The 25,375-nt window shown below is 70.5% G+C and carries 16 protein-coding genes and 10 pseudogenes; 3 read left to right on the top strand and 23 right to left on the bottom strand.

Annotated features, from left to right (window positions below; genetic code table 11):
• Positions 1-34: 34 nt before the first annotated feature.
• The 23 genes and pseudogenes from QQK48_RS02050 to QQK48_RS21000 all read right to left on the bottom strand — a co-directional run.
• Positions 35-958, bottom strand: a pseudogene (locus QQK48_RS02050) (molybdopterin molybdotransferase MoeA); the annotation flags it as partial.
• Positions 903-1,619: a HesA/MoeB/ThiF family protein gene (locus QQK48_RS02055; protein WP_284327322.1), complete on the bottom strand. Its 717-nt coding sequence runs from the start codon at positions 1,617-1,619 to the stop codon at positions 903-905. The gene QQK48_RS02055 and the pseudogene QQK48_RS02050, both read right to left, overlap by 56 nt.
• Entirely contained in the window at positions 1,603-2,292 is a 690-nt protein-coding gene (locus QQK48_RS02060; RefSeq protein WP_284327323.1) for a sirohydrochlorin chelatase, read from the bottom strand. Before QQK48_RS02060 ends, QQK48_RS02055 begins: the two co-directional genes overlap by 17 nt.
• Positions 2,289-3,401, bottom strand: a complete 1,113-nt coding sequence (locus tag QQK48_RS02065) for a uroporphyrinogen-III synthase (protein ID WP_284327324.1) — start codon at positions 3,399-3,401, stop codon at positions 2,289-2,291. The genes QQK48_RS02060 and QQK48_RS02065 overlap by 4 nt, the downstream gene beginning before the upstream one ends.
• Positions 3,402-4,019, bottom strand: coding sequence for a uroporphyrinogen-III C-methyltransferase (gene cobA, locus QQK48_RS18720; RefSeq protein WP_348523384.1), 618 nt, complete (start codon positions 4,017-4,019; stop codon positions 3,402-3,404).
• Positions 4,003-4,632: a precorrin-2 dehydrogenase/sirohydrochlorin ferrochelatase family protein gene (locus QQK48_RS18725; protein ID WP_348523385.1), complete on the bottom strand. Its 630-nt coding sequence runs from the start codon at positions 4,630-4,632 to the stop codon at positions 4,003-4,005. The genes cobA and QQK48_RS18725 overlap by 17 nt, the downstream gene beginning before the upstream one ends.
• Positions 4,629-5,009 (bottom strand): nitrite reductase small subunit NirD, encoded by a 381-nt coding sequence (gene nirD, locus QQK48_RS02075; protein WP_284327325.1) that lies wholly within the window; start codon positions 5,007-5,009, stop codon positions 4,629-4,631. Before nirD (QQK48_RS02075) ends, QQK48_RS18725 begins: the two co-directional genes overlap by 4 nt.
• Positions 5,006-7,581, bottom strand: a pseudogene (gene nirB, locus QQK48_RS02080) (nitrite reductase large subunit NirB). Before nirB (QQK48_RS02080) ends, nirD (QQK48_RS02075) begins: the two are co-directional and overlap by 4 nt.
• Before the next feature lie 124 nt (positions 7,582-7,705).
• Positions 7,706-8,101: a nitrite reductase small subunit NirD gene (gene nirD / locus QQK48_RS02085; RefSeq protein WP_284327326.1), complete on the bottom strand. Its 396-nt coding sequence runs from the start codon at positions 8,099-8,101 to the stop codon at positions 7,706-7,708.
• Positions 8,098-10,672 (bottom strand): annotated as a pseudogene (nirB, locus tag QQK48_RS02090) (nitrite reductase large subunit NirB). Before nirB (QQK48_RS02090) ends, nirD (QQK48_RS02085) begins: the two are co-directional and overlap by 4 nt.
• A gap of 11 nt (positions 10,673-10,683) precedes the next feature.
• Positions 10,684-11,202 carry a (2Fe-2S)-binding protein gene (locus QQK48_RS18730; RefSeq protein WP_348523734.1) on the bottom strand — a complete coding sequence of 173 codons (519 nt, stop codon included), beginning with the start codon at positions 11,200-11,202 and terminating at the stop codon, positions 10,684-10,686.
• A gap of 145 nt (positions 11,203-11,347) precedes the next feature.
• A pseudogene (locus tag QQK48_RS02100) lies at positions 11,348-11,446 on the bottom strand (hypothetical protein); the annotation flags it as partial.
• Positions 11,447-11,574: 128 nt separating this feature from the next.
• Positions 11,575-12,153: pseudogene (locus tag QQK48_RS02105) on the bottom strand (NAD(P)/FAD-dependent oxidoreductase); the annotation flags it as partial.
• Positions 12,150-14,242, bottom strand: a pseudogene (locus tag QQK48_RS02110) (molybdopterin oxidoreductase family protein). The pseudogenes QQK48_RS02105 and QQK48_RS02110, both read right to left, overlap by 4 nt.
• A gap of 86 nt (positions 14,243-14,328) precedes the next feature.
• On the bottom strand, positions 14,329-15,831 hold the full coding sequence (locus QQK48_RS02115) for an MFS transporter (protein ID WP_284327327.1): 1,503 nt from the start codon (positions 15,829-15,831) through the stop codon (positions 14,329-14,331).
• Positions 15,832-16,013: 182 nt separating this feature from the next.
• A pseudogene (gene hemL / locus QQK48_RS02120) lies at positions 16,014-17,328 on the bottom strand (glutamate-1-semialdehyde 2,1-aminomutase).
• A pseudogene (hemB, locus tag QQK48_RS02125) lies at positions 17,307-18,288 on the bottom strand (porphobilinogen synthase). Before hemB ends, hemL begins: the two co-directional pseudogenes overlap by 22 nt.
• Positions 18,285-19,379: a uroporphyrinogen-III synthase gene (locus QQK48_RS02130; RefSeq protein ID WP_284327328.1), complete on the bottom strand. Its 1,095-nt coding sequence runs from the start codon at positions 19,377-19,379 to the stop codon at positions 18,285-18,287. Before QQK48_RS02130 ends, hemB begins: the two are co-directional and overlap by 4 nt.
• Positions 19,376-20,297, bottom strand: a pseudogene (gene hemC / locus QQK48_RS02135) (hydroxymethylbilane synthase). The gene QQK48_RS02130 and the pseudogene hemC overlap by 4 nt, the downstream one beginning before the upstream one ends.
• A gap of 13 nt (positions 20,298-20,310) precedes the next feature.
• Positions 20,311-20,886 carry an MFS transporter gene (locus QQK48_RS02140; RefSeq protein ID WP_284329276.1) on the bottom strand — a complete coding sequence of 192 codons (576 nt, stop codon included), beginning with the start codon at positions 20,884-20,886 and terminating at the stop codon, positions 20,311-20,313.
• A 5-nt stretch (positions 20,887-20,891) separates the two neighbouring features.
• Positions 20,892-21,545, bottom strand: coding sequence for an MFS transporter (locus tag QQK48_RS02145; RefSeq protein WP_284327329.1), 654 nt, complete (start codon positions 21,543-21,545; stop codon positions 20,892-20,894).
• On the bottom strand, positions 21,542-21,787 hold the full coding sequence (locus QQK48_RS02150; RefSeq protein WP_284327330.1) for a hypothetical protein: 246 nt from the start codon (positions 21,785-21,787) through the stop codon (positions 21,542-21,544). The genes QQK48_RS02145 and QQK48_RS02150 overlap by 4 nt, the downstream gene beginning before the upstream one ends.
• Before the next feature lie 76 nt (positions 21,788-21,863).
• A pseudogene (locus QQK48_RS21000) lies at positions 21,864-21,971 on the bottom strand (hypothetical protein); the annotation flags it as partial.
• 313 nt (positions 21,972-22,284) lie between these two features.
• On the opposite strand from QQK48_RS21000, the gene QQK48_RS02160 reads away from it, so the two are divergent.
• The 3 genes from QQK48_RS02160 to QQK48_RS02170 are packed head-to-tail and all read left to right on the top strand — an operon-like array spanning position 22,285 to position 25,375.
• Positions 22,285-23,697, top strand: coding sequence for a glycosyltransferase family 4 protein (locus tag QQK48_RS02160; RefSeq protein ID WP_284327332.1), 1,413 nt, complete (start codon positions 22,285-22,287; stop codon positions 23,695-23,697).
• Positions 23,667-24,599 (top strand): glycosyltransferase, encoded by a 933-nt coding sequence (locus QQK48_RS02165; RefSeq protein ID WP_348523386.1) that lies wholly within the window; start codon positions 23,667-23,669, stop codon positions 24,597-24,599. Before QQK48_RS02160 ends, QQK48_RS02165 begins: the two co-directional genes overlap by 31 nt.
• The gene (locus QQK48_RS02170; protein WP_284327334.1) at positions 24,596-25,375 is read left to right on the top strand and encodes an SGNH/GDSL hydrolase family protein; all 780 of its coding nucleotides are present in this window, start codon (positions 24,596-24,598) and stop codon (positions 25,373-25,375) included. Before QQK48_RS02165 ends, QQK48_RS02170 begins: the two co-directional genes overlap by 4 nt.

A 25,375-nucleotide genomic window follows, 5' to 3' on the forward strand; every position in this document is an offset into this window, starting at 1 on the left:
CCGAGACGGGGTTGCCAGGAAGGCACGCGATAGGGATGCCCTGGACCGTGCCGATGCCTTGAGGCTTGCCCGGCTGCATCGCGACCGCCCGAAAGCTCACGCCACGATCAGCAAGCGCCGCCTTGACCGGATCGTAGGCCCCCACCGACGCCCCGCCTGCGGTCACGATGAGGTCCGCGTCCACGCCATCGAGGGCCGCGATCACCGCCTCCGGCGTATCGCCAGCACGGGGCAGCACCACCGGCACGCCACCCGCCCCCTTGACCAGGGCGGCCAGCAGCGTCGAGTTCGAATCGATGATCTGCCCTGGTCCGGGCACGGTTCCAGGAGGCACCAACTCGTCTCCGGTGGCCAACACCGCGATCCTGGGCTTCCGACGCACAGCGATCTCCACGGCACCGACCGACGCGGCCGCGGACAGTTGCCACGAGCCGAGCAGGACCCCCGCCGCCACCACCACGTCACCGACGCGGACGTCCTCGCCGCGACGGCGCACATGGGCACCGGCCACCGCACTCTCGGCGAACGTGACCCGCTCCACTCCGCCGTCGGTCGCCTCCACGGGTACCACCGCATCGGCGCCCTGAGGCAGCGGCGCCCCGGTCATGATGCGCATGGTCGTCCCCGGCGCCAGGGGCGCGGGAAGTCCGGGCCCCGCGGGAATGTCGCCGCTCACCGGCAGCGTCCGCCCCGCCACGGCCTCCGCGGTGCGGACGGCGTAGCCGTCCATCGCAGAGTTATCGAACGCGGGCCCATCGACGGTGGCCACCACGTCCTCGGCCAACACCCGGTCCATGCCGTCGATCAGTGACACGCGCTCGACGGGGAGCCTCGGACACCAACGAGACGGCCTCGGCGATGTGCTCGGCAAGGGGGCGCATGTCACCTCCAGGAGGAACGAGTCAGGGCTGAGTGACGGGGGTGAGGGTGACGTCCCGCCACCGCCCCGTCCTGCCATCGACGATAGCGAGGGTGCCCGCAAGGGAGCCGCCGACCCGCGCGGCCAGGCGCACCGCCTCAGACGCCATCGCGGTGCCCACCTGCCCACACACGGTTCCGAGGACGGGGCCGCCGTCACACGTCTCGAGGTCGAACGGGTCGGGACCGGGAAAAACGTCATCGAGCCGGTATCGCCCGTCGAAGACGGTGACCTGGCCATGCCAGCCGGCGACGGCACCCCAGGCCACCGGGATCCCCCAGCCGTGGGCGGTGGCCTCGATGATTCGGCGCACCGGCATCGTGTCGGTCGCGTCCACCACCACGTCATGGCCGGCGAGCAGGTCGCGTACGTTCGCCTCGGTGAGCCTCTCGCTCACGGGTCGTACCGTGACTCCCGGCGCCACGCGCCCGAGCACCTGCGCCGCAGCGTCCACCTTGAGGCGTCCCACGTCATCGGGTCCATAGAGGATCTGCCGGTGCAAGTTGGTGACGCTCACGTGATCGGAATCGATCAGGGTCAGCGAGCCCACGCCAGCGGCAGCAAGGTACAGCGCTGCGGGACAACCCAGGCCGCCCGCACCCACCACCACGATGCTCGCGTCAGCAAGCGCTCGCTGACCGTCGTCGCCAAAGCCGCTCAGGCCACGCTGGCGGGCGAAAGCGTCAGGGCTGGAGGACATCGGCAAATCGGTCCGCGACAATCTCGAGCAACGTGGGATGCGGCGCAAGCGGCGGGGTCACGAAGTCGGCGCCCGCCTCCTCGAGGCGGCGTTGGAAGAGTCCCGGAGCAAGTAGGTAGGACGCCACGGCCACCACCCCATCTTCGCCGTTGACGCGCGCATCCGCGACCGCGTCCGCGACGGAAGGCTTGAGGCCTGCGGCGAAGCCCACACGGACGGGGCCGCCCCACCGCTGTCGCAACAACTCCGCCGCCGCGGCCGTATCGGCCTGACTACGGGGATCGGAAGACCCGGCGGCCGCGAGGACCACGGTCGCGTCCTCGGGCACACCCGCCTCTTCGAGACGCTGGTGAACGATGTCGAGCAGCCTGCCGTCCGGCCCGAGCGCATGGGCCGAGAGGACGTCGGCGCGGTCCGCCACCGCGTTCGCGATGTCGACATACACGTGATAGCCGCCCGCCAGCAGCAGCGGCACCACGATGGCGGAGACGCCGTCGCCGTGCGGCACCTCGGCTACCACATCGGCGAGGTCAGGGCCATGGACGTCGACGTACGCCTCGCGCACATCCAGCCCCGTGGCGGCACGGAGTTCGTCCACGACGCCGCTCATGGTGGCACGCCCCTCGGCGGACCGGGTGCCGTGCCCGCAGGCGATCAGGATCGGAGAGGTCATGCGGTCACCGCCAACGCGTAGCCGCGCTTGACCACCGTGCGCACCAGGGCGCGGGACCCGGCGTTCTCTCTGAGGCGGTTGATCGCGGCCTCGACCGCATGCGGCCCTGCCTGCGCCCCTGGCAGCAACTCTCCGAGTTGCTCGCGAGTGAGCACGTTGCCGCGCGCCGCCGCGAGCGCGCGAAGAATCTCCAGACCCGTGGGGGTCAGCGGCAGCACTCTGCCGTCGAGGATCGCTGACGTCGCCCGCATCACGAGGCCGCCGTCGGGGGTGGGGATCGCTGCGGTGTTCTCGCTGTAGTGCTTCACGAGCTCACGGACCAGCGCCCCGAGGCGCCAGCGGTCCGGCCAGTGGGCCGTGAGCCCCGCCTCGATCAGCGGTGCGGCCGTCACCGGGCCCACGCAGGCAAGCACCAGGTCACCCGTCGCGGCGCGGGCGGCGATGGGCGCCAAGACCCCCACCTCCTCGACCCCGGCGAGCCAGGCGCTGGCTCCCGGCGCGGACGTAAACAGAACGGCGTCCACACAGCCGTCGGCCGCCGCGGCGATCATCTGGCGGTGTGGGACCGGATCCGTGGGGGCACCCCAGCCGTACACGACCAGCGACTGCACCGTGGCGCCGGCCGTCGTGAAGGCCTCATCGAGCCCGTCCGAGCCGTTGCCGTGATGCTGGACCGCGATCCGCAAGCCATCGACGCCCTCGGCGAGGAGGTAGTCACGGAGTTCGGCGGCAGTTTCCGACTCGGCGACCCAATCCGCTTCGAGCCCCTGCTGCTGGATGGCACCACGGGCCTTGGGGCCGCGCGCGATGAGGCGCGCACCACGCATTGCGGCGAGAAGGTCCTCGGCGAGTCCGGCGGCATCGGCCGCCTCAACCCACCCTCGAAAGCCGATGCCCGTGGTGGCGACCACCACATCGGGCGGGTTCGCGATGACGGCACGCGTGTTCTCGATCAAGAGCGCGTCATCAAGATGCGGAATGGTGCTCAGGGCAGCGGCGTGGCGAACGGAGGCGCCGCGCCTTTCCAGCGCCGACGCCAACTCGCGCTTGCGTCGATCCGCCGTGATGACCATCACGCAGCCGGTCAAAGGCTCCCCCGCGTCGGTCATTCAGTCCCCCTTCGGATCAGGCGTCGCGGCGACCGCTGAAGCCAGCAGGCCGGGTCGTGCGACGTCGCCCACGACGATAATCGCCGGAGGTTTCACCCCTGTTTCCCTCGCGATACGGCTGATGTCGGCAAGAGTGCCGCGCGTGACACGCTCCCGTGAGGTTGTCCCATTCTCGATGATCGCCACCGGGGTTGTGGCGGCGCATCCCGCCCCTTGCGCGGCCTCGACAATTCCCGGCAATGCCTTCACTCCCATGAGGAAGACCACGGTGGCTCCCGACGCCATGGCGGCCACGGCGGCCGCGTCGGCACCCGCGTGACCCGTGGTGACCAGCAGCGACGTCGCGACGCCACGTTGGGTGACCGGAATCCCCGCGAGCGCCGGGACGGACAGCGCGGAGGTCACTCCAGGAACCACCTCGACGTCGATCCCCGCCTCAAGGCACGCATGCACCTCTTCGCCACCCCGTCCAAAGACGTAGGGGTCCCCGCCCTTGAGACGCACCACCGTCTTGCCCTCGCGCGCGAGCGACACGAGGATCCGATTGATCTCGTGCTGCGGCACGGGATGCTTGGTGGGGCTCTTGCCCACGTTGATGACCTCAACGTCGTACGGCACCGTCACCAGCAGGCTCGGTGGCTCCGAGGCGGTCGGTCACGACCGCATCGGCCTCGGCAAGGGCCTGCCTGCCGCGCACCGTGATGAGGCCAGGGTCGCCGGGGCCCGAGCCCACGAGGATGACGCGTCCCGCGCCAGCCCGCTCGCGTCGCATGTCGAGGTCGCCTGCGTCGAGGCGCGCGGCAATCTGGTCACGTACCTTGCGAATACGGCCGGGGTCCGGGGCACCGGTGGACAGCACGCCGATGGTGACCTCGCCGTGACGACTCACGGCCGCCTGGCGCGCCGAGCCCTTGGAGGCATCCGACGCGTCGATGCACCACAGGCGCCGCTCGGACGCCCACCGCGCAATCTGGTCGTTGAGCGCCTTGTCGTCGGTCGCCGCCAGCACAAACCAGGCGTCGTCGAGGTCCGCGGGCTCGATGCCGCGGCGCACGAGCGTGACGTCGCCGTGAAGCGCATGACGCTCGAGGTCATCATCGATGCGAGGCGCCACCACGGTCACGAGGGCGCCTTCGGAGACGAAGCGGCGTACTCGCCGCGCGGAGACAGAGCCACCGCCCGCTACGACCACGCGCCTCCCACGCAGGTCGAGACCGAACAGTGCTGTCATTCACTACCTACCAGGTCGATGATCACCTGGCCATTGTCGACGGTCACGGGGTAGACGGCCAAGTCGGCGGCGTGTCCCGGCCGCGGCGTCTTATCCATCGTGACAAGGCATTCGCCCGTCACGAGGGAGAACACCTGCTTGTAGATGGGCGACGCGATGGTGGGGACATCGCCGCGCGAGCCGGTGATGCCACGGCTCATCACGTGAGCCTCGGAGAACGGGTCGAGGTTCTGGACGGCGTGGACGGAGCCGTCGTCGAGGCGGAACACCGCCACCTGCACGTCGCCCACAAGCGCGGCGACACCAAGGTCAGGGGTCAGGTCGTCGTACGCGCACACGGGGGTGCGGACGGCCGATGCGGGGGCCAGAGTGGTCATCGGATCTCCTCCAGGGATGCGGAGCCGACGAGCGCGACACGCTCGGCGGGGGTAGCGGGGCGACGCTGGCCGCGCTCCTCGACGTACGCGAGGGAGGGGTCAGCGGTCTCGGGGGCGTTGACGAAGGCTGGTGAACTGCTTGAGCCGCTCGGGGTCGTCGAGCACGGCCTTCCACTCGTCCTCGTAGGTGTCGAGGTGGTGGGCCATGTGGGCGTCGAGGTCGGCGCAGATGCCGAGGAGTCCTCAAGGACCACCTCGCGGATCGCCTCGAGTCCACCCTCGTACTCGGCCTGCCACGGCGCGGTGCGCTGCAGGCGGTCCGCGGTGCGGATGTAGAGCATGAGGTAGCGGTCGATCGCGCGGATCACGGTATCCTCATCGGCATCCTCGACGAGGAGCCTGGGCGTGAACCGGCGCAAAGCCGCCGTTGCCACCCACGTAGACATTCCAGCCCTTCTCCGTGGCGATGACGCCCACGTCCTTGCCGCGAGCCTCCGCGCATTCGCGCGCACAGCCGGACACGCCCACCTTGATCTTGTGGGGGCTGCGCAGACCGCGGTAGCGCTCCTCAAGGCGGATGGCCATGCCGACGGAGTCCTGGACGCCGTAGCGGCACCATGTGGACCCCACGCAGGACTTCACGGTACGCAGCGACTTGCCGTATGCGTGACCGGATTCCATGCCCGCGTCCACGAGTCGCTGCCAGATCTGCGGCAGGCTGCTCCAGGCGCGCGCCGAACAGGTCGATGCGCTGGCCGCCCGTGATCTTCGTGTAAAGCCCGAAGTCCTTGGCGACCTCCGCGATGACCATGAGCCTTCTCGGGAGTGATCTCACCGCCGGGGATGCGGGGCACCACCGAGTAGGTGCCGTCCTTCTGCATGTTGGCCATGACCCGGTCGTTGGTGTCCTGGAGGGCGGCACGGTCCTCCGCGAGCACGTGGCCGTTGTAGATCGACGCGAGGATGGAACCGATGGTCGGCTTGCAGATGTCGCAGCCGTGGCCGGTGCCGAAGCGCTCGATGATCTCGGAGAACGTGGTGAGCCCCGCCACCTGAATGGCGGAGAACAACTGGGCGCGGGACATCTCGAAGTGCTCGCAGAGGGCCTGCGATACCTCGATGCCTGCCTTGCCGAGGCTCGGTGGTGAGGATCTTCTTGACCAGCGGCAGGCACGAGCCGCACGCGGTGCCAGCGGATGTACAGGACTTCAGTTCGCCGAGGTCATGGACGCCGTCCTCGTTGACCGCGTGGCGAATGGTGCCGGCGGTGACGTTGTTGCACGAGCACACCGTGGCCTCGTCGGGGAGCTCGAGCTCGGGGCGAGCGGCGGCACCCTCGGGCAGAATCCACGGCTCGGGTCGCCGGGCAGTTCGGCGCCGACCATGGGCCGCAGCGACGCGAACGCGCTGGCATCTCCCACGAACATGCCGCCCAGCAGTGTCGACGCGTCGTCCGTCATGACGAGTTTCTTGTACGAGCCGGAGAACGGGTCGGAGTAGACGACCTCGAGCGCGCCGGGAGTGGTGGCGAACGCGTCGCCGAAGGCGGCCACGTCCACGCCCAGCAGTTTGAGCCTGGTGGCGGTGTCAGCGCCGAGGTAGGCGCCGTCCTCGCCGAGGAGGCGGCGCGCGGTGACGTCGGCCATGGTGTTTCCGGGGGCGATGAGGCCGACGGACAGGTGACCGTCAGCCGCCGCGGCCGCACACTCGCCGATGGCACTAACGCGCGGATCGGCCGTGCGGCAGGCGTCGTCCACGACGATTCCCCCGCGCGCGCCCACGGCGAGGCCCGCGTCACGACCCAACTCGTCACGGGGACGGATGCCGGTGGCGAACACGACCACGTCCACGAGCCTGCTCCGAGCCATCGGAGAACCGCAGCGTGCCCGCGCGGCCGTCAGCATCGGCCACCACCTCTGTGGTGGCGATCGAGGTGCGGACCTTCACTCCCAGGCGCTCGATGAGGCTCTTCAGCGCCTCGCCGCCGGACTTGTCGACCTGGAGCGCCATGAGGCGGTCGGCGAACTCCACGACCGTCGCGGTGGCGCCCATGGACTGGAGGGCGCCCGCGGCCTCGAGGCCCAAGAGTCCTCCGCCGATGACGGCGCCGCGCACGGGGCGTCCCACCACGGCCTGGCGGGCGCGCACCCAGTCGCGCATCTTCGCGACGTCATCGAGGGTGCGGTACATGAAGACGCCAGGCAGGTCAATGCCAGGCAGCGGCGGAGCCCACGCGGAGGAGCCCGTGGCCATGACCACCTGGTCGTACGGCACGGTCGAGCCGTCGGCGAGGGTCACCGTCGCGGCGTCACGATCCAGAGACACCACGCGGGTGTCTCGCCGCAGCGTTACCGCGGGGTCGTCCCAGAGCGCCTGATCGCCAAGGAGGAGGTCCTCCGGTCCGGCCTTGGAGAAGAAGGCTGGTGAGCGCGACGCGGTCGTACGGGGCGTAGGTTTCCTCGCCGAAGACCTCGACCTCGAACCGGCCCTCGGCATCGGCCGCTCGCAATGTCTGAACGAAGCGCTGGGCGACCATGCCTGCTCCGACGACGACGACCTTCTCGGCACCCATGGCGCCCCTCCTCCCCTGGCCCTCACGCGTCCGGGGAACCGCGGCGTGCGCCGCGCGACCTTCGCGCGTGACCTGGTACTTCGAGGGTAGGTCGGCCCGAGGCGCCAAGGCCGTGACCTTGTCCCTACATCGGGCCTGGCACATCGACATAGACCGTGCCGCTATCCACCGTCACCGCGTAGACGGAGAGGTCGGCCGCATACCCCTCATGCGGAGCCTTGTCCATCGTCACGAGGCACTCGCCTGTCAACAGCGAGAAGACCTGCTTATAGATCGGTGAGGCGATGGTGGGCTCGCCGCCCCGCGACCCCGTGATGCCACGACTCATCACCGAGGCCCCCGAGAACGGGTCAAGGTTCTGCACCGCGTGGACCGTGCCATCGGCGAGCCGAAAGATCGCCACCTGGATGCCATGGATCAGCGCGGCGACGCCCAGGTCGGGAGTGAGCCTGTCGTAGGCGCACACCTCGATCCTCGTGGTCGCCGCGGTCTCGATGCTGTCGTGGCGCACTGCGGTCATGACCGCACCTCCAGCCGGCTCGGTGCAATAAGGACGGCGCCGCCGCGGCGCTCCGACTCGTTGGCGGGGCGGCGTTGGCCGCGCTGCTCCACATAGGCGAGGGTGGGATCGGGCTCCTCGGGCGCGTTGACGAAGCTCGTGAACTGCTTGAGGCGCTCGGGATCGCCAAGGACCGCCTTCCATTCGTCCTCGTAGGCGTCGATGTGGCGCGCCATGTGCGCGTCAAGGTCCGCGCAGATGCCAAGCGAGTCGTCCATGATGACGGCCCTGATGGCCTCGAGCCCGCCCTCGTGCTCCTCCTGCCATGGCGCGGTGCGCTGCAGGCGGTCGGCGGTGCGGATGTAGTACATGAGGTAGCGGTCGACGAGGCGGAACACCGTCTCATCGTCCACGTCCTCGACCAGCAGGCTGTGCGTGCTTGGGCGTGAAGCCGCCGTTGCCGCCGACGTAGATGTTCCAGCCGTTGTCCGTCGCGATGACGCCCACGTCCTTGCCACGGGCCTCCGCGCACTCGCGGGCACAGCCGGAGACTCCCAGGCGATCTTGTGGGGGCTGCGCAGGCCGCGATACCTGGCTCGAGGGCGATCGCCATCCCCACCGAGTCCTGCACGCCGTAGCGGCACCAGGTGGACCCCACGCAGGACTTCACGGTACGCAGCGACTTGCCGTACGCGTGGCCCGACTCCATCCCGGCGTCCACCAACCGTGCCCAGATGCTCGGTAACTGCTCGAGCCTGGCGCCGAACAGGTCGATGCGCTGGCCGCCCGTGATCTTCGTATACAGCCCGTAGTCCTGAGCAATCTGGCCGATCAGGATCAGGTGCTCGGGAAGGATCTCGCCGCCCGGGACGCGGGGCACCACGGAGTACGTGCCGTCCTTCTGCATGTTGGCCATGACACGGTCATTCGTGTCCTGCAGGGCGGCACGATCCGCGGCGAGCACGTGCTCGTTGTAGAGCGACGCGAGGATCGAGCCGATGGTCGGCTTGCAGATGTCGCAGCCGCGCCCCGTGCCGAAGCGCTCGATCACCTCGGAGAAGGTGGTGACGCCGGCGACCTGGATGGCGTTGAACAGTTGGGCGCGCGACATGTCGATGTGCTCGCACAGGGCGGACGAGAGTTCGATGCCGGACTTCTCGAGCTCGCCTCCCACAATCTTCTTCACAAGCGGCAGGCACGAGCCGCACGAGGTGCCGGCCTTGGTGCAGGCCTTCACCTCGCCCAGGTCGTGGCAGCCCTGGTCGGTGACCGCGTGCCGGATGGCGCCCGCGGTGACGTTGTTGCATGAGCACACCGATGCCTCGTCGGGGAGCCTCCACGTTGGGGCGTTCGATGGAACCCTCCGGGAGCAACCACGCCGCGGGGTCGCCGCCGAGCCTCGGCGCCCACCAGGGGCCGCAGGCTCGCGTACGCGGACGCGTCGCCCACGAGGATGCCGCCCAACAGGGTGCGGGCGTCGTCCGTCACGACGAGCCTTCTTGTAAACGCCCGCCACCGGGTCCGCGTAGGTGAGCTCGAGCGCACCGGGCGTGGTCGCGAAGGCGTCGCCAAAGCTCGCCACGTCGACTCCGAGGAGCCTTCGCCTTGGCAGCGGTGTCCGCTCCGGGGAACGTGGAGGAACCTCCCAGGAGCCGGTCGACGGCGATCTCGGCCATGGTGTTGCCCGGCGCGATGAGGCCGATGCACGCACCCTGGATGCAGGCCACCTCGCCGATGGCGCTGATGGCGGGGTCCTCGGTGAGGCAGGTGTCGTCGACGACGATGCCGCCGCGAGCGCCGATCTCGAGCCCCATGTCGCGTGCGAGTTCGTCGCGCGGTCGCACGCCGGTGGCGAAGACGACCACGTCCACCACCTGCTCGCCCTTGTCCGCGAACTTGAGGGAACCCACGTGGCCGTGCTTGTCGGGCTTGATGGCGTCGGTGGCAGTGTTGCACCGCACCTTCACGCCCATGTTCTCGATGAGCCTGCTGAGCGCCTGGCCGCCGCCCTCGTCGACCTGGAGGTTCATCAGGCGGTCGGAGAACTGAATCACCGTCGAGGTGGCACCGAGTTCCTGCAGGGCGCCGGCCGCCTCGAGGCCGAGCAGTCCGCCGCCGATGACGGCGCCACGCACCGTGCGCCCCAGTTCCTTGCGACGCCGCTCCACGTAGATGCGCAGGGCCGCCACGTCGTCGATGGTGCGGTACACGAACACGCCGGGGAGGTCGGCTCCTTCACCGGCGGCGCCCAGGCGTAGGAGCCGGTCGCCATCACCAGGTGGTCGTACGGGTGCACCACGCCGTGGGCGTCCATGACCTCGCGCGCCTCGCGGTCGATACGCACCGCCTTCGCGTCACGGCGGAGCGTCACGAGCGCGTCGTCCCACAGCGCCGGGTCGCCAAGGGCGAGGTCGTCGGGGTCCTTGCCGGTGAAGTAGTGGTCAGCGCCACCCTGTCGTACGGGGCGCGCGGCTCCTCCGCGAGGACGGTGACGGCGTAGCGGCCATCTACGTCACGCGCGCGCATCGCCTCGGTGAAGCGATGGGCAACCATGCCGCCTCCGACAACGACCACCTGCTGGGTTTCGGTCATGATGTTCCTCCTCACCCCGCGAGCGCGGGAACCTTCGTGGTGGGGGTCGCTTCGATGAGGCGCGCGACCTGTGAACGGCAGTCGCCGCATCCGGTCGATGCCCTGGTCGCCTTGGCGACGGCGTCGACGCTGGAGCATCCGTCCGCGATGGCGGCGCAGATGGCTCCCTTGGACACGGTGTTGCACTGGCACACCGTCGCGTCGTCGTCCATGTCTTCTACGGCCGTCGCGGCGGCAGGTGGCGCGGCGGCAAGGGGGCGCACGATGAGGTGGGCGGGGTCCGCGGGCACCGGCATCATGCGGGTGTACATGGCGGACAGGCGCGACGCGCACTCCTTGTCGCCCACCACCGTGGCGCCGACCAGCAGCCCGTGAGACACGACGACCTCGACGAAGCGGCCGATGCTGGGATCGGCCATCCGTACGGCGCGCAGGCTCGCGCTCGCCGTGGTCAAACTTGCCCGACAGCCCCATCGTGACCACGTCGAGGCCGAGTGCCTTGACGCGCACGATCGCCGTCGGGTCGCCATCGTCGTCGGAGGGCTTGCGTACCGGCACCGACGCGCCGCTGAGCGCGTCCACCAGGCGCGATGCTTGCTCCCAGCCCTGCGCGACCAGCCCGGAACCTCCCTCGGGAGGCTGCGCGCAGTCGCCGATCGCGTAGACGTGCGGGTCGATGAGGCTTGCGAGGTCGCCGCCCACGAGGATGCCCCTGTCGCACGGCAGACCCGCGCGACGCGCGAGCGCCGCCTCGGGGATGGTGCCCGCGCACATGACCAGCAGGTCGGTGAGGGCCTCGGTGCCGTCGGTGAGACGCACGGCGCTGAGCCTGCCCGCGGCGATCGATCGCCGCCGCCACCGACGTCTCGGTGACGACCTTGACGCCGAGCCTTGGCGAGCGAGCCCGTCGCGATCTGGGCGGCGGCGTCCCCGAGTTGACGCTCCATCACGCGGCCGGAGTGGTGGACCAGCGTGACGGCGATGCCGCGCGCTGCGAGGCCGGTGGCGACCTCGAGTCCGAGGACGCCGGCCCCCAGGACCACCGCACGCCTGGCCTTCGGGATGCGCGCCAGGATGCTGTGGGCATCGGCCACGTCCTTGAGCACGCTGACGCCGGGCATCAGTCCCCTGTCGGTGGCGATGCCGTGGATGTCGGGGATGCGCGCCGCGGAGCCGGTGGCGAGGACCAGCCGGTCGTAGGTGTGAAGGTCGCCGCGCGAGTCGAGCACGGTGCGAGCGGCCCGGTCGATCTCGATGGCGTGGACGCCGTCCAGTACCGTGGCACGCTCGCCCGCGACGGCGCTCATGGCCAGCGACTCCGGGGCAACCTTGCCCGCCACCACACTCGAGAGCAGCACCCGGTTGTACGGGCCCGCCTGCTCACGGCCGAGCACGGTGACACGGGCATCGGTGTCCCTGGCGATCAGGTCCTCGGCGAACCGCGACCCGACCATGCCGTGGCCAATCACGACGACCTTCATGCGGGTGCTCCTTCCGTCACGCGCGCGGGCGCGAGGCTCACGGCGGTCACCTTGAACTCGGGCATGCCGCTGATGGGGTCTGTAGCGTCGTTCGTGAGGCGGTTAGCGCTACCCACGCCCGCCCAGTGGAACGGCATAAAGACCGTGTCGGGACGGATCGCCTCGGTGATGCGCACCGTCGCCATCCCCTCACCGCGAGCGGTCGTGATCACCGCGACAGTCCCCTCAGCCAGCCCCAGGCGGTCAGCGAGGAGTGGGTGGACCTCGACGAACGGTTCGGGCTGCGCGGCGACGAGTTCGTCCACTCGGCGCGTCTGCGCACCGGATTGGTAGTGCTGCAGCACGCGGCCCGTGACGAGGTAGAGCGGCGCCTCGGCACGCACGTCGTCGTCCGGCGCATGGTGGTCGACAGCGATGAGGCGCGCCCGCCCGTCTGGCGTGGGGAAGCCGTCGAGGAACACTCGCGGCGTGCCGGGGTGGCCCGCGGCGGGCACCGGCCAGTACAGCGCCTCGCCGCGATCAAGGCGGTCGTAGGTGATGCCGGAGTAGTCGGCCTTGCCCCCGGCCGATGCCCGCGCCAGTTCGTCGAAGACCTCACGGGGGTCCGTGGGAAAGCCGGTGGGGACGCCGAGCCGCGCGGCGAGCGCGGCAAGGATCCACAGGCTCCGAGCGGGCCTCACGGGGCGCATCGGCGGCCTGGCGGCGACGGATGATGCGACCCTCGAGGTTGGTCATGGTGCCCTCCTCCTCCGCCCACTGGGTGACGGGAAGGATCACGTCGGCCAGCAGCGCCGTCTCGGACGGCACCAGGTCGGCGACGACCAAGAGGTCGAGCCTGCCGAGGTCCGCCCGCACCTTGTCGGCGTTGGGCGCGGAGACCACCACGTTGCTGCCGTGCACCAGGAGGGCCTTAGGTCCGTTGGCCGTGCCGAGCGCATCAAGCAGTTGCATGGCCGGGACGCCCGGACCCGGCAGGGTGTCGGGGTCCACGCCCCACACGTCGGCGACGTGGGCACGTGCGGCGGGGTCCGTGATCATCCGGTAGCCGGGGAGCCTGGTCCGACTTCTGGCCGTGCTCGCGTCCGCCCTGCCCATTGCCCTGGCCCGTGACGGGACCAAATCCGGAGCCCGGCGTGCCCACGAGCCCCAGCAGCAGCGCCAGGTTGATCGCTGCCGTGACACCGGCGGTGCCCTGGCTCATCTGTTCGAGTCCTCGGCCGGTCAGGATGTAGGCCCCGCGGCCTCCCCGCGACGGCGATGCGGCGGCCAAGAGCCGTGCGGTGCGTCGCAGCTCGTCGGCGGGAATGCCGCAGACCGCCTCGGCGCGTTCGGGCCACCACGACGCCACCGAGCGTCGCACCTCGTCGAGACCGGTGGTGCGGCGCTCCAGATAGGTGCCGTCGGTGAGCCCCTCAGCGATGACCACGTGGGCCAGCGCCAGGAGCACCACCAGGTCCGTGCCGGGCACCGGGGCCAGATGGATGCCCTTGTCGTCGTGCGTGAGGCGGGCGGTCACGGTCTCGCGCGGATCCACGACCACGAGGCCGCCCCGCTCGCGCACCCCGGCAAGGTGCTGCACGAAGGGCGGCATCGTCACACCCATGTTGGAGCCCACGACCAGCACCGCATCGGCCCCGGCCAGGTCGGCAAGCGGGAAGCCGAGGCCGCGGTCCAGGCCGAGCGACCGGTTCGAGGCCGCTGCGGCGGAGGACATGCAGAACCGCCCGTTGTAGTCGATGAACCTGGTGCCCAACACCACCCGGGCAAACTTGCCCAGTGCGTAGGCCTTCTCGTTGGTGAGCCCGCCACCGCCGAAGATCGCGACGGCGTCCTTGCCGTACTGGGTTTGCAGCGCCGCGAGGCGGGTGGCAATCAGGTCGAGTGCCTCATCCCAGCCGGCCTCGCGAAAGCCGCCGTCCGCGGTGCGGATCAGGGGCGTGGTGATGCGGTCCTTGGCTCGCAGGACCTCCGCGGAGGTCCAGCCCTTCTGGCACAGCCCGCCCCTGTTGGTGGGGAACTGGCGACCCGCGACCACCACGGGCAGCAGCGCATCGGCCGGTGTCCTGGTCAGCGTCTGCGCGCACTGCAGAGCGCAGTACGGGCAGTGGGTCGCGACCGCGTCGCCCGGAGGGGTACCGTCCCCGGGCGACGCGGTGCCGTGCGATGCGGGCACGTTCAGACTCCCTGCATCCGGGCGCCCTTGCGCAGGTAGAACACCCACGTGAGTGCGGCCATCAGGAGGAAGACACCGATGTAGATCTGGAGGGCGGGCACGATGGAGCCCTCGAAGGACTCGCGCGACCACTTGTAGACGAACGGGATGGCGAAGCCGCCGAAGGCGCCGACCGCGGAGATGATGCCGACAGCCCCCGCGCTCTGACGCTTGAAGTCGAGAATGCGAGCGTCGTCGGGCTCGCCGTCGGCGTCGCGCAGACGGTTGAAGATCGACGGGATCATCCGGTATGTCGACCCGTTGCCGAGACCGGTGATGAGGAACAGCGCCAGGAAGGCGACGAAGAACAGTGGCAGGTTCTCGCCCTGCACTCCGAGGACGGCGCACCATCCCGCGCAGGCCATGAGGACAAACGCGCACGCGGTGATGATGGAGCCGCCGAAACGATCGGCGAGGCGTCCGCCATACGGCCTGGCAAGCGACCCGAGCAGGGCCCCGAGGAAGCCCCAGCCGAGCGCGATGTCGGCCCGGTCGAAGACCACCGTGAGCAGCGTCGGGAACGCGGCCGAGTAGCCGATGAACGACCCGAACGTGCCCACGTAGAGGAACGCCATCAGCCAGGTGTGGGGGTGACGCAGCGAGCGTCCGGTGGGCTTGGGGTCGGCCTTGGCTTCGCGCAGGTTGTCCATGAACACGAAGGCGAGCACGGCGGCGATGACGGCGAGCGGCAAGTACACCAGGCCCGCCATCGCGAGGCCGACGCCGCCGATGCCGATCACGACGGGTACGAGCTTCTGCGCGACCGCGACGCCGATGTTGCCGCCCGCGGCGTTCAGCCCAAGCGCCCAGCCCTTCTCCTTATCAGGGTAGAAGAACGTGATGTTGGACATCGAGGACGCGAAGTTGCCGCCTCCGAAGCCCGCGGTCGCGGCGATCGCCACCAGGACACCAAAGGAGGTGTCGGGACGCTCCACGACCCAGGCGAGCCCGGCCGTCGGGATGATGAGCAGCAGCGCCGAGATGACGGTCCAGTTGCGGCCGCCGAAGACGGGTACCGCAAACGTGTAGGGAATGCGCAGGAAGGCGCCGACGCCGGAGGCAACCGCCAGGAGCGTGAGGCCCTGTTCGGCGGTCAGCGCCCAGCCGTTGGCGCCCGCGGTGACCAGGGTGCCGGCATCGTCGAAGGTGCCGTACATGCGCACCACCACGATGGACCACAGCATCCAGATGGAGAAGCCGATGTGCTCGGCGACGATGGAGAAGATGAGGTTGCGGAAGGCGATCGCCTTGCCCTTGGCTTCCCAGAAGACGGTGTCCTCTGGCGTCCAACGCTCGATCCATCGGCCCTTGCCGATGACGCCGGGCTCGACAGCCTGCGGGTGCTGCCTGATCTTGCCGGTCCTGTACGGACATGACCCCTCCCCAGGGTTCCGTGTGTGGTGGATGTCCGGGCCGCCATCGGCTCTCGATCGCTCCGCATCAGCGATCTTTCGGACCCTTCTCACGGTAGGGAGGGGATGTTTCGCCGCCGGGCGGCTTGTGTGAAACGTGGTGAAACTCTTTCTCACCTCACGGGGGTGGTCGCCGTGAGGTGAGGCCCGGCAAGGGCGCGCTACGAGTCACTGAGTGCGCGGATTCCTCGGAAACCGGGCACTCAGTGACTCCCAGGGAGCCGGGGGTCAGCGCGTCAGGCGCGCTTCGCCCAGGCCGATGCCGCGGCGACGATCGCGTCGACGTCCGCCTCGGTGTGCTGGTGCGACAGGAACCACGTCTCGAACGCGCTGGGGGAAGGTAGACGCCCGCGTCGTGCATCGCGTGGAAGAACCCGGCGAAGGCACCCGTGTCCTGCGCCGCCGCCTGCTCGAAGGTGACGGGCGCATCGGCCAGGCCAAGGAAGTACGAGAAGAGTGTGCCCGCGCGGCCCACGGCGTGCGTCACGCCCGCCTCGCCGAACGCGGCGGACACGCCGCCGATGAGGCGGTCGGCAAGCGCACCGAGGTGCGTGTAGACATCGTCGGTCAGGACACGCATCGTGGCGAGACCCGCGGCCACGGCGACGGGATTACCCGACAGCGTTCCCGCCTGGTACACCGGACCCAGCGGAGCGAGCCTGCTCCATGAGGTCCGTGCGACCGCCGAGTGCGGCGACGGGCATGCCGCCACCGATGACCTTGCCGAACGTGACGAGGTCGGGCTGCCACGGCTCGACGCTAGCGGCGAGGTCCGCGTCGCGCTCGACGCCCCAGTAGCCCGCAGGGCCGGCACGGAAACCGGTGAGGACCTCGTCGACGATGAAGACTGCCCCCTCGTTGCGGCACAGGGTCGCGATGAGACGGTTGAAACCTACGGGGGCCGCACGGTGCCCATGTTGCACGGCGCCGCCTCGGTAATCACCGCGGCGATCGACTGCCCGTGCTCCGCGAAGGCGGCGGTCAGCGCGTCCTCGTCACCGTACGGAAGCACGAGGGTGTCCGCGGCCGCCCCCTTGGTGACGCCAGCGGAGTCGGGAACGCCCGCGGTCGCGAGGCCGGAGCCCGCGGCGACGAGGAGCGCATCGGAGTGGCCGTGGTAGCAGCCGGCGAACTTCACGATGACGTCGCGGCCGGTCGCACCGCGCGCAAGCCGGATCGCGGTCATCGTGGCCTCGGTGCCGGTCGACACGAGGCGGACGCGCTCGGCGGGGGCGTACCGGCCGCGGATCTCCTCGGCCAGTTCCACCTCGCGCTCCGTGGTGGCGCCGAACGAAAGGCCGCGCGCGGCGGCCTCCTGGACCGCTTGGACGACGGTCGGGTGCGCGTGGCCAAGGATGGCGGGACCCCAGGAGCCGACGAGGTCGACGTACTCGCGGCCGTCGGCATCGGTCACCCGTGCGCCGAGCGCCGAGGCGATCGGCACCGGCTCTCCCCGACGCCGTTCCAGGCGCGCACGGGCGAGTTGACGCCTCCGGGCAGGATGGCCGCGGCGCGGTCGGCACGGATGCTCACATGTCCTCCTTGAGCCAGGTCGCGACCTCCACGGCCGCGTACGTCAGCACGATGTCTGCTCCCGCACGCGCGATCGACGTCACCGCTTCGAGGTGCGCGGCGCGGCGGTCGATCCAGCCCCGCTGCGCGGCGGCCTCGATCTGCGAGTACTCCCCCGACACGTGGTACGCGGCCACGGGCACGGCCGATGCTGCGGCCACGTCGGCAAGCACGTCCAGGTACGGCAGGGCAGGCTTCACCATGACGATGTCCGCACCCTCGGCCTCATCGAGAGTCGACTCCACGAGACCCTCGCGCCGGTTCGCGGGGTCCATCTGGTACGCCCTGCGATCGCCCTGGAGATCGGACTCCACGGCATCCCGGAACGGTCCGTAGGCCACGGAGGCGTACTTGGCGCTGTACGCGAAGATGCTGACCGAGGTGAATCCTTCGGCGTCGAGTGCCTCGCGCACCACCGCCGTCTGGCCATCCATCATGCCACTCAGGCCCAGCACCTCGGCGCCTGCGCGCGCCTGCGCGAGGGCCATGGACGCGTAGACGGTGAGGGTCGCGTCGTTGTCGACGGTGCCATCGGCCGCGAGGACGCCACAGTGACCGTGGTCGGTGAACTCGTCGAGGCAGAGGTCCGCCATGACCACCAGGCGTCCGGCCGATGCCTGGACCGCCTTCTCGATGGCGAGGTTCAGGATGCCGTGCGCGTCGCACGCGGCGGTGCCGGTCGCGTCGCGCACCTCGGGGACGGCGAACAGCATGATGCCGCCGATGCCCGCCGCGGCGGCCTCATCGATGACCCCTGCCAACGACTCCAGGGTGTGCTGGGAGACGCCGGGAAGCGAGTCGATGGCACGCGGTGCGGTCAGGCCCTCGCGCACGAACACGGGCAGCACGAGCCTGCGCGGGATGTACCCGGGTCTCGCGTACCAGGCGCCTCATGGCGGGCGTGGTGCGCAGACGGCGCGGGCGGCGCACGAGGGTCATCGGCGGTCCTCGTCGGCGATCATCACCGGTGCCCACGGCACGGCGGTGGGCTCGTCCTCCGCGTCGGCAGAGGCGGCGTCGTCCTCGGGGGTCTCGGTGTCGTCGCCACCGCGGGAACCCTCGTCGATCGCGGGCTCCTCGCCGACGGGCTCGGCGTCGGTGACAACGTCGTCGCCATCAACGCTCTCCTCGGCATCTACGTGGGTCTCGGCCTCGACCAGTTCGTCGGGATTCGCGATGTCTGCCTCGACCTCGGTGGCGTCCTCGGGCTCGCGCTCCTGCTCCGCCTCCGCCGGCCCATCGGCCGTCTCGTCGGCGACGCGGTCAGCGTCGAGTGCCTCGATCAGGCCCGCGACGATGCCGTCGTAGGACGGCGCCTGCGCGACCGCGGCAAGCGTGAAGCCGGCGGCACGAGCCGCTGCGGCCGTCATGTCGCCGATGGCGATCAGCATCACGTCGCTGGACGGCTCGGGAACCGTCGCGGCCAGGCGCTCGGCGACGGACCCGGAGGTCAGCAGCACGGCGTCGATGGTGCCGTCGGCGAGCATCTCGCGCACGTCGGGGTCGGGACCGTCGCCATCCACGGTGCGGTACGCCTCGACCACGTCGACCGTCCAGCCCTTGCGCGCCAGTCCGCGCTCCAGCACGGGCGAGGCGAGGTTACCCAGCGGCGCGAGCACCTTGCCCGTGCCCTCGGGGAACTCCGCGACCATGCCGCGCGCGTTCTGCTTGTCCACCGGCACCAGGGTGACGTCGAGCCCCACCTCGGCACACACCGTACGAGTCGCCTCGCCCACGGTGGTGACCTTCGCCTCCGGCTGAGCGTTGCCGAGCGACGTGCCGCGCCTGCGGGCGATGCGGTCCATCGCCAACACGGCGTTGCGGCTGGTGACGGCCATCCAGTCGTAGTCGCCCGCGCACCAGGCGAGGGTGGCCTCCTCGAGGCGCTCGGCATCGGCCGGTCCATCGATCTTGATGAACTCGACCTCTTCCACCAGCGCGCCTGCGGCGGCGAGTCGCGTAGCAAGGTGGCGGCGTTCGGCGGTGACGGGCACCAGCAGACGCTTGCCTTCCAGAATCGACAGGTTCACGGGGTGCCTCCCATCAGGCGCGCGGCGCCACGGCCGAGCAGAGTGTGTCCGATGCGTCGGCCCACGGATGCGGCCTGTGCGGCCGGTCCGGTGGCGGTTTCGTTCAGTACGAGGGTGCCGGCAGTGTTCACTACCCGCGCGTGGAGCGTGACGATGCCCGCCGCGACGGTGGCGTGGGCGGCCACGGGCGCGGCGCAGCCGGCCTCGAGGACCTGCAGCACCGTGCGCTCGGCGAGGACGGCCGCGCGGGTGTCGGCGTCGTCGAGCGAGCGCACCACATCGGCCCACTCGGGATCCGCATCGGGCCGAATCTCGATACTCAGCGCACCCTGGCCCGGCGCAGGAACCATCGCCTCCGGTGCGAAGAACTCGGTGACGTCCTCGAGCCGGCCAAGACGGCTGAGGCCCGCCGCGGCGAGGACCACGGCGTCGAAGCCGTCGTGGAGCCTTGCCCAGGCGCGTGTCCACATTTCCGCGGATGCCCTCGACGACAAGGTCGGGACGCAGTGCGAGAACCTGAGCGGCGCGGCGCGGCGAGCCGGTGCCCACGCGGGCGCCTGCGGGAAGGTCCTCCAGCGAGGAGCCGAGTGCGCACAGGGCGTCGCGCACATCCTCACGTGGCGGCACAGCGGCCAGTTCGATGTTGTGAGGCTGCTCGACCGGAATGTCCTTGAGCGAATGGACCAAGAGGTCACACTCATCCGCCAGCAAGGCGTCGCGCAAGGCGTTGACAAAGACTCCGGTCTGGCTGAGCCCCACGAGCGAGGCGCGGTTGACGTCGCCTTCGGTGGTGATGTGGACCAGTTCAACGGTGAGGTCGAGACCACGCGCGGCAGCGGCCGCTTCGATGTCGCGGGCGACCATGCCGGACTGGGTGCGCGCCAAGGCGGAGGCGCGGGTGCCCAGGCGAAGGATCATGGGGACAACTCTTTCATAGTGCGGGCGCGGCCTCGGCACGTCGATATCCCGGTCCCACCCGGACGAGCACCAGGGCCACGGCAGTCAGGACCAGCGCGGCCCAGGCGGGGGCCTGGTAGCCCAGGCCGACGGCGATGATGAGGGCACCGATACCGGTCCCGAGCGCCGAGGCGGCGTTCAGGGCGGCGTGGGACAGAGCGGAACCCAGCGACGGCGATCCATGCAATACGTCCATCAGGTGCACCTGACCGCTCTGGGCAAAGATCTGCGTAGCGACGGCCAGGAGGAACAACAGCGGCACGGTGGCCCACGGGGACGAGCCGAACGCCCCGATGCCGAACAGAGCGAGCGCGGTCAGCCCCAGCCCGAGCCGACTCGCAGCCCGGTGGTCGCGGTCGGTGAGCCTGCCGCCCCAGAACGCACCCACGGACGTGCCGACTCCCCACAGCATCAGCACCCAGGTCACGTCCGACGGATCGAGGCCGTTGTCGACCTCGAGCAGCGGCACGATGTAGGCGAGCACGGCGCCCAAGCCACTGAATCCGACCGTGATGGTGATGATTGCCGTCCACAGCGGCACGGAGCGCATCGCCGTCAACTCCTTGCGCGGGGACGCGTGCGGATTGCCTGCCACCGCGGGCGCGAAAGCCCACACCGCGGCGAAGGCCACCAGTCCCACCCCGGCCACGACGGCGTACGAGGCGCGCCACTCACCTGCTCGGACAACCACTGCGAGAACGGCACCCCGACCACCTGCGAGCAGGTGAGGCCCAGCATGATGATCGCCACGCCGGTGCCGCGCCGTTCGCGCCCCAGCACCGTCATCGCCACGAAGGACGCCACCCCGAGCAGCGCGCCGTGCGGCAGGCCGGCGACAAACCTGATCGCGATGAGCGCTTCCACGGTGGGGGCAAGGAATGTCGCGGCCGAGAACGCCGCGAAGGCGAACGCCAGCGCAATGAGTAGCGGGCGCCGTCCCACCCGACCAAGGCCCACGAGGATGAGGGGCGCGCCCACGACCACGCCAAGGCAGTACGAGACCTGAGCGATTCCGAGCACGTCCACGCTGGTGCCGAGGTCGCGCAACTGGTCCTGCATCACCGCAGGCGCGGCGTTCTGCGAGATCCCGATCGAGAACCCGATGAGGGCGAAGGCCGCCAGGACGAAACGCGCGCGGGGCGCGCGTGCCGTCGGGGGCAGGCGCCATCGCGGCTGCCCCGCAGCGTTCAGTGCGGGGAGATCGGTCACCGTCGGCTGACGGCCACGAGCGCGGTCACGCCCGTGCCGATGACGGCGGCACCCACCACCCACCAGATCCACGCGGGCACGCCGCCCTCGTCGTCGATGGTGGGCTCGGACGTGGGCTCAGCCGTGGGCTCGGCGGTCGCCTGGTCGTCGGCGGCAGAAGCCGAGGAGCCTGGGCGATGGCGAGGCGGAGTCGGTCTCCTCAGCGGAGGGTGAGGCCTCAGCGGTGGCGGTGGCCGTCGCATCGGCCCCCTCGGGGGCGTACGTGAAGTCGATGACGCCCTCGATGGGATGGCCGTCCTCGGCGACGATGCGCCACACCAACTGGGCGTCGCCCGCGGGGAGGTTCGCGTCGACGGGCGCGGAAATGGTGGTCGTGTCGGGGAACGTGGGCTCCAGCGCGTGAACGGCACCCTCGGCATCGACGATGCTGAGGCTCGCTGCCGATGTCCAGGAGCGGACTCGAGAAGGTCAGCGAGACCTCATCGAGCAGGGCGACCGTCTGGCCGTCGGAGGGGGTCGACTCGGTGAGCTCCGTGTGGGCCGATGCCGCCGGAGCGACGGCCACGGCGACGAGCGCGGCAAGGGCCACGGCGATGGCGGCGCGAACACGGGTCAGGCGGGTCGACGGCATGCCCGCCATCATCCCATGCGGCGAGCATCGGCCGTCACGATCCTGACACCGAAGATTCACCGGGCTTTCGCCTGCCTGACGAGACGCGGTGACTCCGCGCTGGCCACCATGGAAGCCGTGAGAGTCGCGCTGGTCGCCGAGTCCTTCCTGCCGCACGCGAATGGCGTCACCCATTCGTTGCTGCGCATCATCGAGCACCTGACGAAGCATGGCCACGAGGCCATCGTCATCACCCCGGATCCGCGAGGCCGCGGCCCCGTGCGGTACGGGGTCGCGCCTGTGGTGCGCCTGCCCTCCGTGGGATGGCCGGGCTACCCCGAGGTGCGGGTGTCCATGGCTAGCGCCGCCAGGGTGGAGCGACTCCTCGCCGAGTTTCGCCCCGACGTGGTGCACCTCGCGTCTCCCTTCATGCTGGGATGGACAGCGGTCAAGGCGGCCAGCGCGCTCGGCCTCCCCACCGTGGCGGTCTACCAAACCGAGGTGCCGAGTTACGCGAGCCGCTATCGGGCGCCGTGGGGCGAGGCCCTGTTGTGGAACCGCGTGCGCGACCTTCACTCCCTCGCGGATCTCACCCTGGTGCCGTCCTCGCACGCGCAGGAACAACTGGCTTCCCACGGAGTCCCGCGGCTAGCCCGGTGGGGCCGCGGCGTCGACACGACCCGATTCCAGCCCTCGCGGCGCGACCCCGAGCTCCGGCGCTCCTGGGCGCCGCGCGGCGAACGGATCATCGGTTACGTGGGCAGGCTCGCTCCCGAGAAGCGCATGGACCACCTTGCGCGGCTCGCCGACGTCGAGGGCGCGCGGCTCGTCATCGTTGGCGACGGCCCGAGCAGGGCATCGCTCGAGGCACTGCTCCCCCACGCCGTTTTCACCGGATTCCTTGGCGGCGCGGCACTGGCGCGGGCCATGGCGTCCTTTGACCTGTTCGTGCACTGCGGCGACCTCGAGACGTTTTGCCAGACCATTCAGGAGGCGCACGCCTCAGGCGTTCCCGTGGTGGCACCGCGCCGCGGCGGGCCCGTCGACCTGGTCGCGGAGGGCGTGACCGGTCGGTTGTACGAGCCCAGCAGGCCAGAAGAACTGGTCAGCACCGTTCAGGAACTGGTGCGTGACGACGACTGGCGAGACAGGGCAGGCGCCCACGCTCGCGACGCGGTACGTGACCGCACGTGGGACCGCGTCAGCGCGGAGCCTGCTGGAGCACTACGCGCGCGTCATCGCCGCCCACGCAGGACGGCCATCGGAAAGCCACCTGGCGGCGATGACGGGGGTGACCGCATGAGGATCGCGCACGTTGCCAACTTCTACGGGCCACGCTCGGGCGGGCTACGGACCGCCATGCACGCCCTTGGCGGCGGCTACCGGCGGCGAGGGCACGACGTGCTCATGGTGGTGCCGGGCACGAAGGATGCCGTGGAGGCCACCCCGTGGGGTATGCGCGCGACCGTGCGATCCCCCTCTTGCCGCGCACCGGCGGCTATCGCGCCATCGTGCGACTCCCGGAGGTCCACGAGGTGTTGACGGCCTTCGCTCCCGACGTCCTCGAGGTATCCGACCGCACCACGCTGCGCCCGCTCGGCGACTGGGCACGCGCGGCGGGCATCCCGAGCGTTTTCTTCGCTCACGAGCGCGTGGACGGGGTGGTCCGAGCCCACGTCGCACCCCGATGGGCAACGTCCGCGGCGCTACGGCGGGCCGTCGACGCGCACCACCGCGGCACGCATCGTCGGTTCGACACCGTCGCCTGCACCACGGACTATGCCGCGACCGAGTTCCGCCGCCTCGGGCTCCCCACGGTCACCGTGCCGCTCGGGGTCGACCTCGCCCGCTTCCACCCGTCGCGCCGTGACCCCGCCATCCGTGACCTTCTCGCCCACAATGACGAGGCTCTCGTGGTCCTCGCGTCGCGCCTGTCACGCGAAAAGGCTCCCCACCTCGCGGTCGAGGCCGTGCGACTGCTCAGTGGCCGCGGTCACCGCGTGCGCCTGGTCATCGCTGGGACGGGAGCCATGGAACCTGCGCTGAGGCGGCTGGCCGCGGACCTTCCCGTGGACTTCCTCGGATTCGTCGACAACGCCGAGCGTTTTGCCGCCTTGTTGGCCTCCGCCGATGCGGTGGTCGCACCCGGCCCCATCGAGACCTTTGGCCTCGCGGCACTCGAGGCGCTCGCAAGCGGCACCCCAGTGGTGTCGCACGCCGCATCCGCCCTTCCCGAGGTGGTGGGTGATGCCGGGGTGGCCGTGCGCGGCACCCCGGGAGACGTCGCGGCCGGGATCCTCGCTGTCATGGCGCGCGACCCCGCGACACGCCGCGCGACCGCGCGGACCCGTGCGGAGACGATGCCGTGGTCGGCGACTGTGGCGACGATGGAGGCGCTCCACGAGCGGGCGCTCGCCGGGGTGCGCGTCGGTGAACGGGCATGACCGGGCCCCGCGTGGTCGCGATGGGCGACTCGATCACGCTGGGTGTGGGAGACGGGATCGAGTCCCAGTGGGGCTCGGTGGGTTGGGCCGCGCTCGTCGCGACGGCGCTCGGAGCGAGCGCCTTCACCAACCTCGCGGCCAATGGCGTGCGGGCCAGGGACCTTGCCGCTCAGGTGAGCCGGGTTGAACGACTGCGGCCCGACATCGTCCTGCTCACCGTCGGCGGCAACGATGCCCTGCGGGGCGACTTCGACGCGGACGAGGTCGAGACCGCGACGCGCGACGCGCTGACCGCGTTGACGTCGTCGCCAGCGCGCGTGGTGGTGGTGACGATCGACCGCATCGGCCTCTTTGACCTGCTGCCACGCGGGATCGCACGCGCGATGGCGCGCCGTGCCCAGGCGGTCAACACGGCGCTGCGCCGCGCCGCGGCCACCACGGACGTCACCGTCCTTGACGGCTCGGTGATCTTCGCGATCGAGGGAGCGGCCGCGTGGCACATCGACCGCATCCACCCCTCCCCACGGGGGCATCGGGCGCTCGCAAGCGCGGCGGTCGCGTCTCTCGCCGCCCGGTGGCCGCGCACCGCCGCGATCCCGGCACCTGCGCGCACCCCATCACGCGTGGCGCGCGTGTGGTGGCTCGCGCGTCACGGTGCGCCGTGGGCGGCCAAGAGGAGCCGAGATCTCCTCCCTCAGGTGGTGCGCTCGGTGATCAGCGAGGTCCGCTCGCCCACCGCATCGGCCCCACACACGCCGACGGCGGGGCGGCCCTGA

The organism is Demequina litorisediminis, from assembly GCF_030161615.1.
Classification (GTDB): Bacteria; Actinomycetota; Actinomycetes; order Actinomycetales; family Demequinaceae; genus Demequina; species Demequina litorisediminis.

Excerpts from the sequence above, each read along its gene's own strand:
- QQK48_RS02060 (WP_284327323.1), bottom strand. The coding sequence starts at position 2,292 with ATGACCTCTCCGATCCTGATCGCCTGCGGGCACGGCACCCGGTCCGCC.
- QQK48_RS02055 (WP_284327322.1), bottom strand. The coding sequence starts at position 1,619 with ATGTCCTCCAGCCCTGACGCTTTCGCCCGCCAGCGTGGCCTGAGCGGC.
- nirD (WP_284327325.1), bottom strand. The coding sequence starts at position 5,009 with ATGACCACTCTGGCCCCCGCATCGGCCGTCCGCACCCCCGTGTGCGCG.
- QQK48_RS02065 (WP_284327324.1), bottom strand. The coding sequence starts at position 3,401 with ATGACCGACGCGGGGGAGCCTTTGACCGGCTGCGTGATGGTCATCACG.
- QQK48_RS02140 (WP_284329276.1), bottom strand. The coding sequence starts at position 20,886 with ATGCGCTCCGTGCCGCTGTGGACGGCAATCATCACCATCACGGTCGGA.
- QQK48_RS02160 (WP_284327332.1), top strand. The coding sequence starts at position 22,285 with ATGGAAGCCGTGAGAGTCGCGCTGGTCGCCGAGTCCTTCCTGCCGCAC.
- nirD (WP_284327326.1), bottom strand. The coding sequence starts at position 8,101 with ATGACCGCAGTGCGCCACGACAGCATCGAGACCGCGGCGACCACGAGG.
- QQK48_RS18730 (WP_348523734.1), bottom strand. The coding sequence starts at position 11,202 with ATGGCGACCCGACGGCGATCGTGCGCGTCAAGGCACTCGGCCTCGACG.
- QQK48_RS18725 (WP_348523385.1), bottom strand. The coding sequence starts at position 4,632 with ATGACAGCACTGTTCGGTCTCGACCTGCGTGGGAGGCGCGTGGTCGTA.
- QQK48_RS02150 (WP_284327330.1), bottom strand. The coding sequence starts at position 21,787 with ATGCGACGGCCACCGCCACCGCTGAGGCCTCACCCTCCGCTGAGGAGA.
- QQK48_RS02170 (WP_284327334.1), top strand. The coding sequence starts at position 24,596 with ATGACCGGGCCCCGCGTGGTCGCGATGGGCGACTCGATCACGCTGGGT.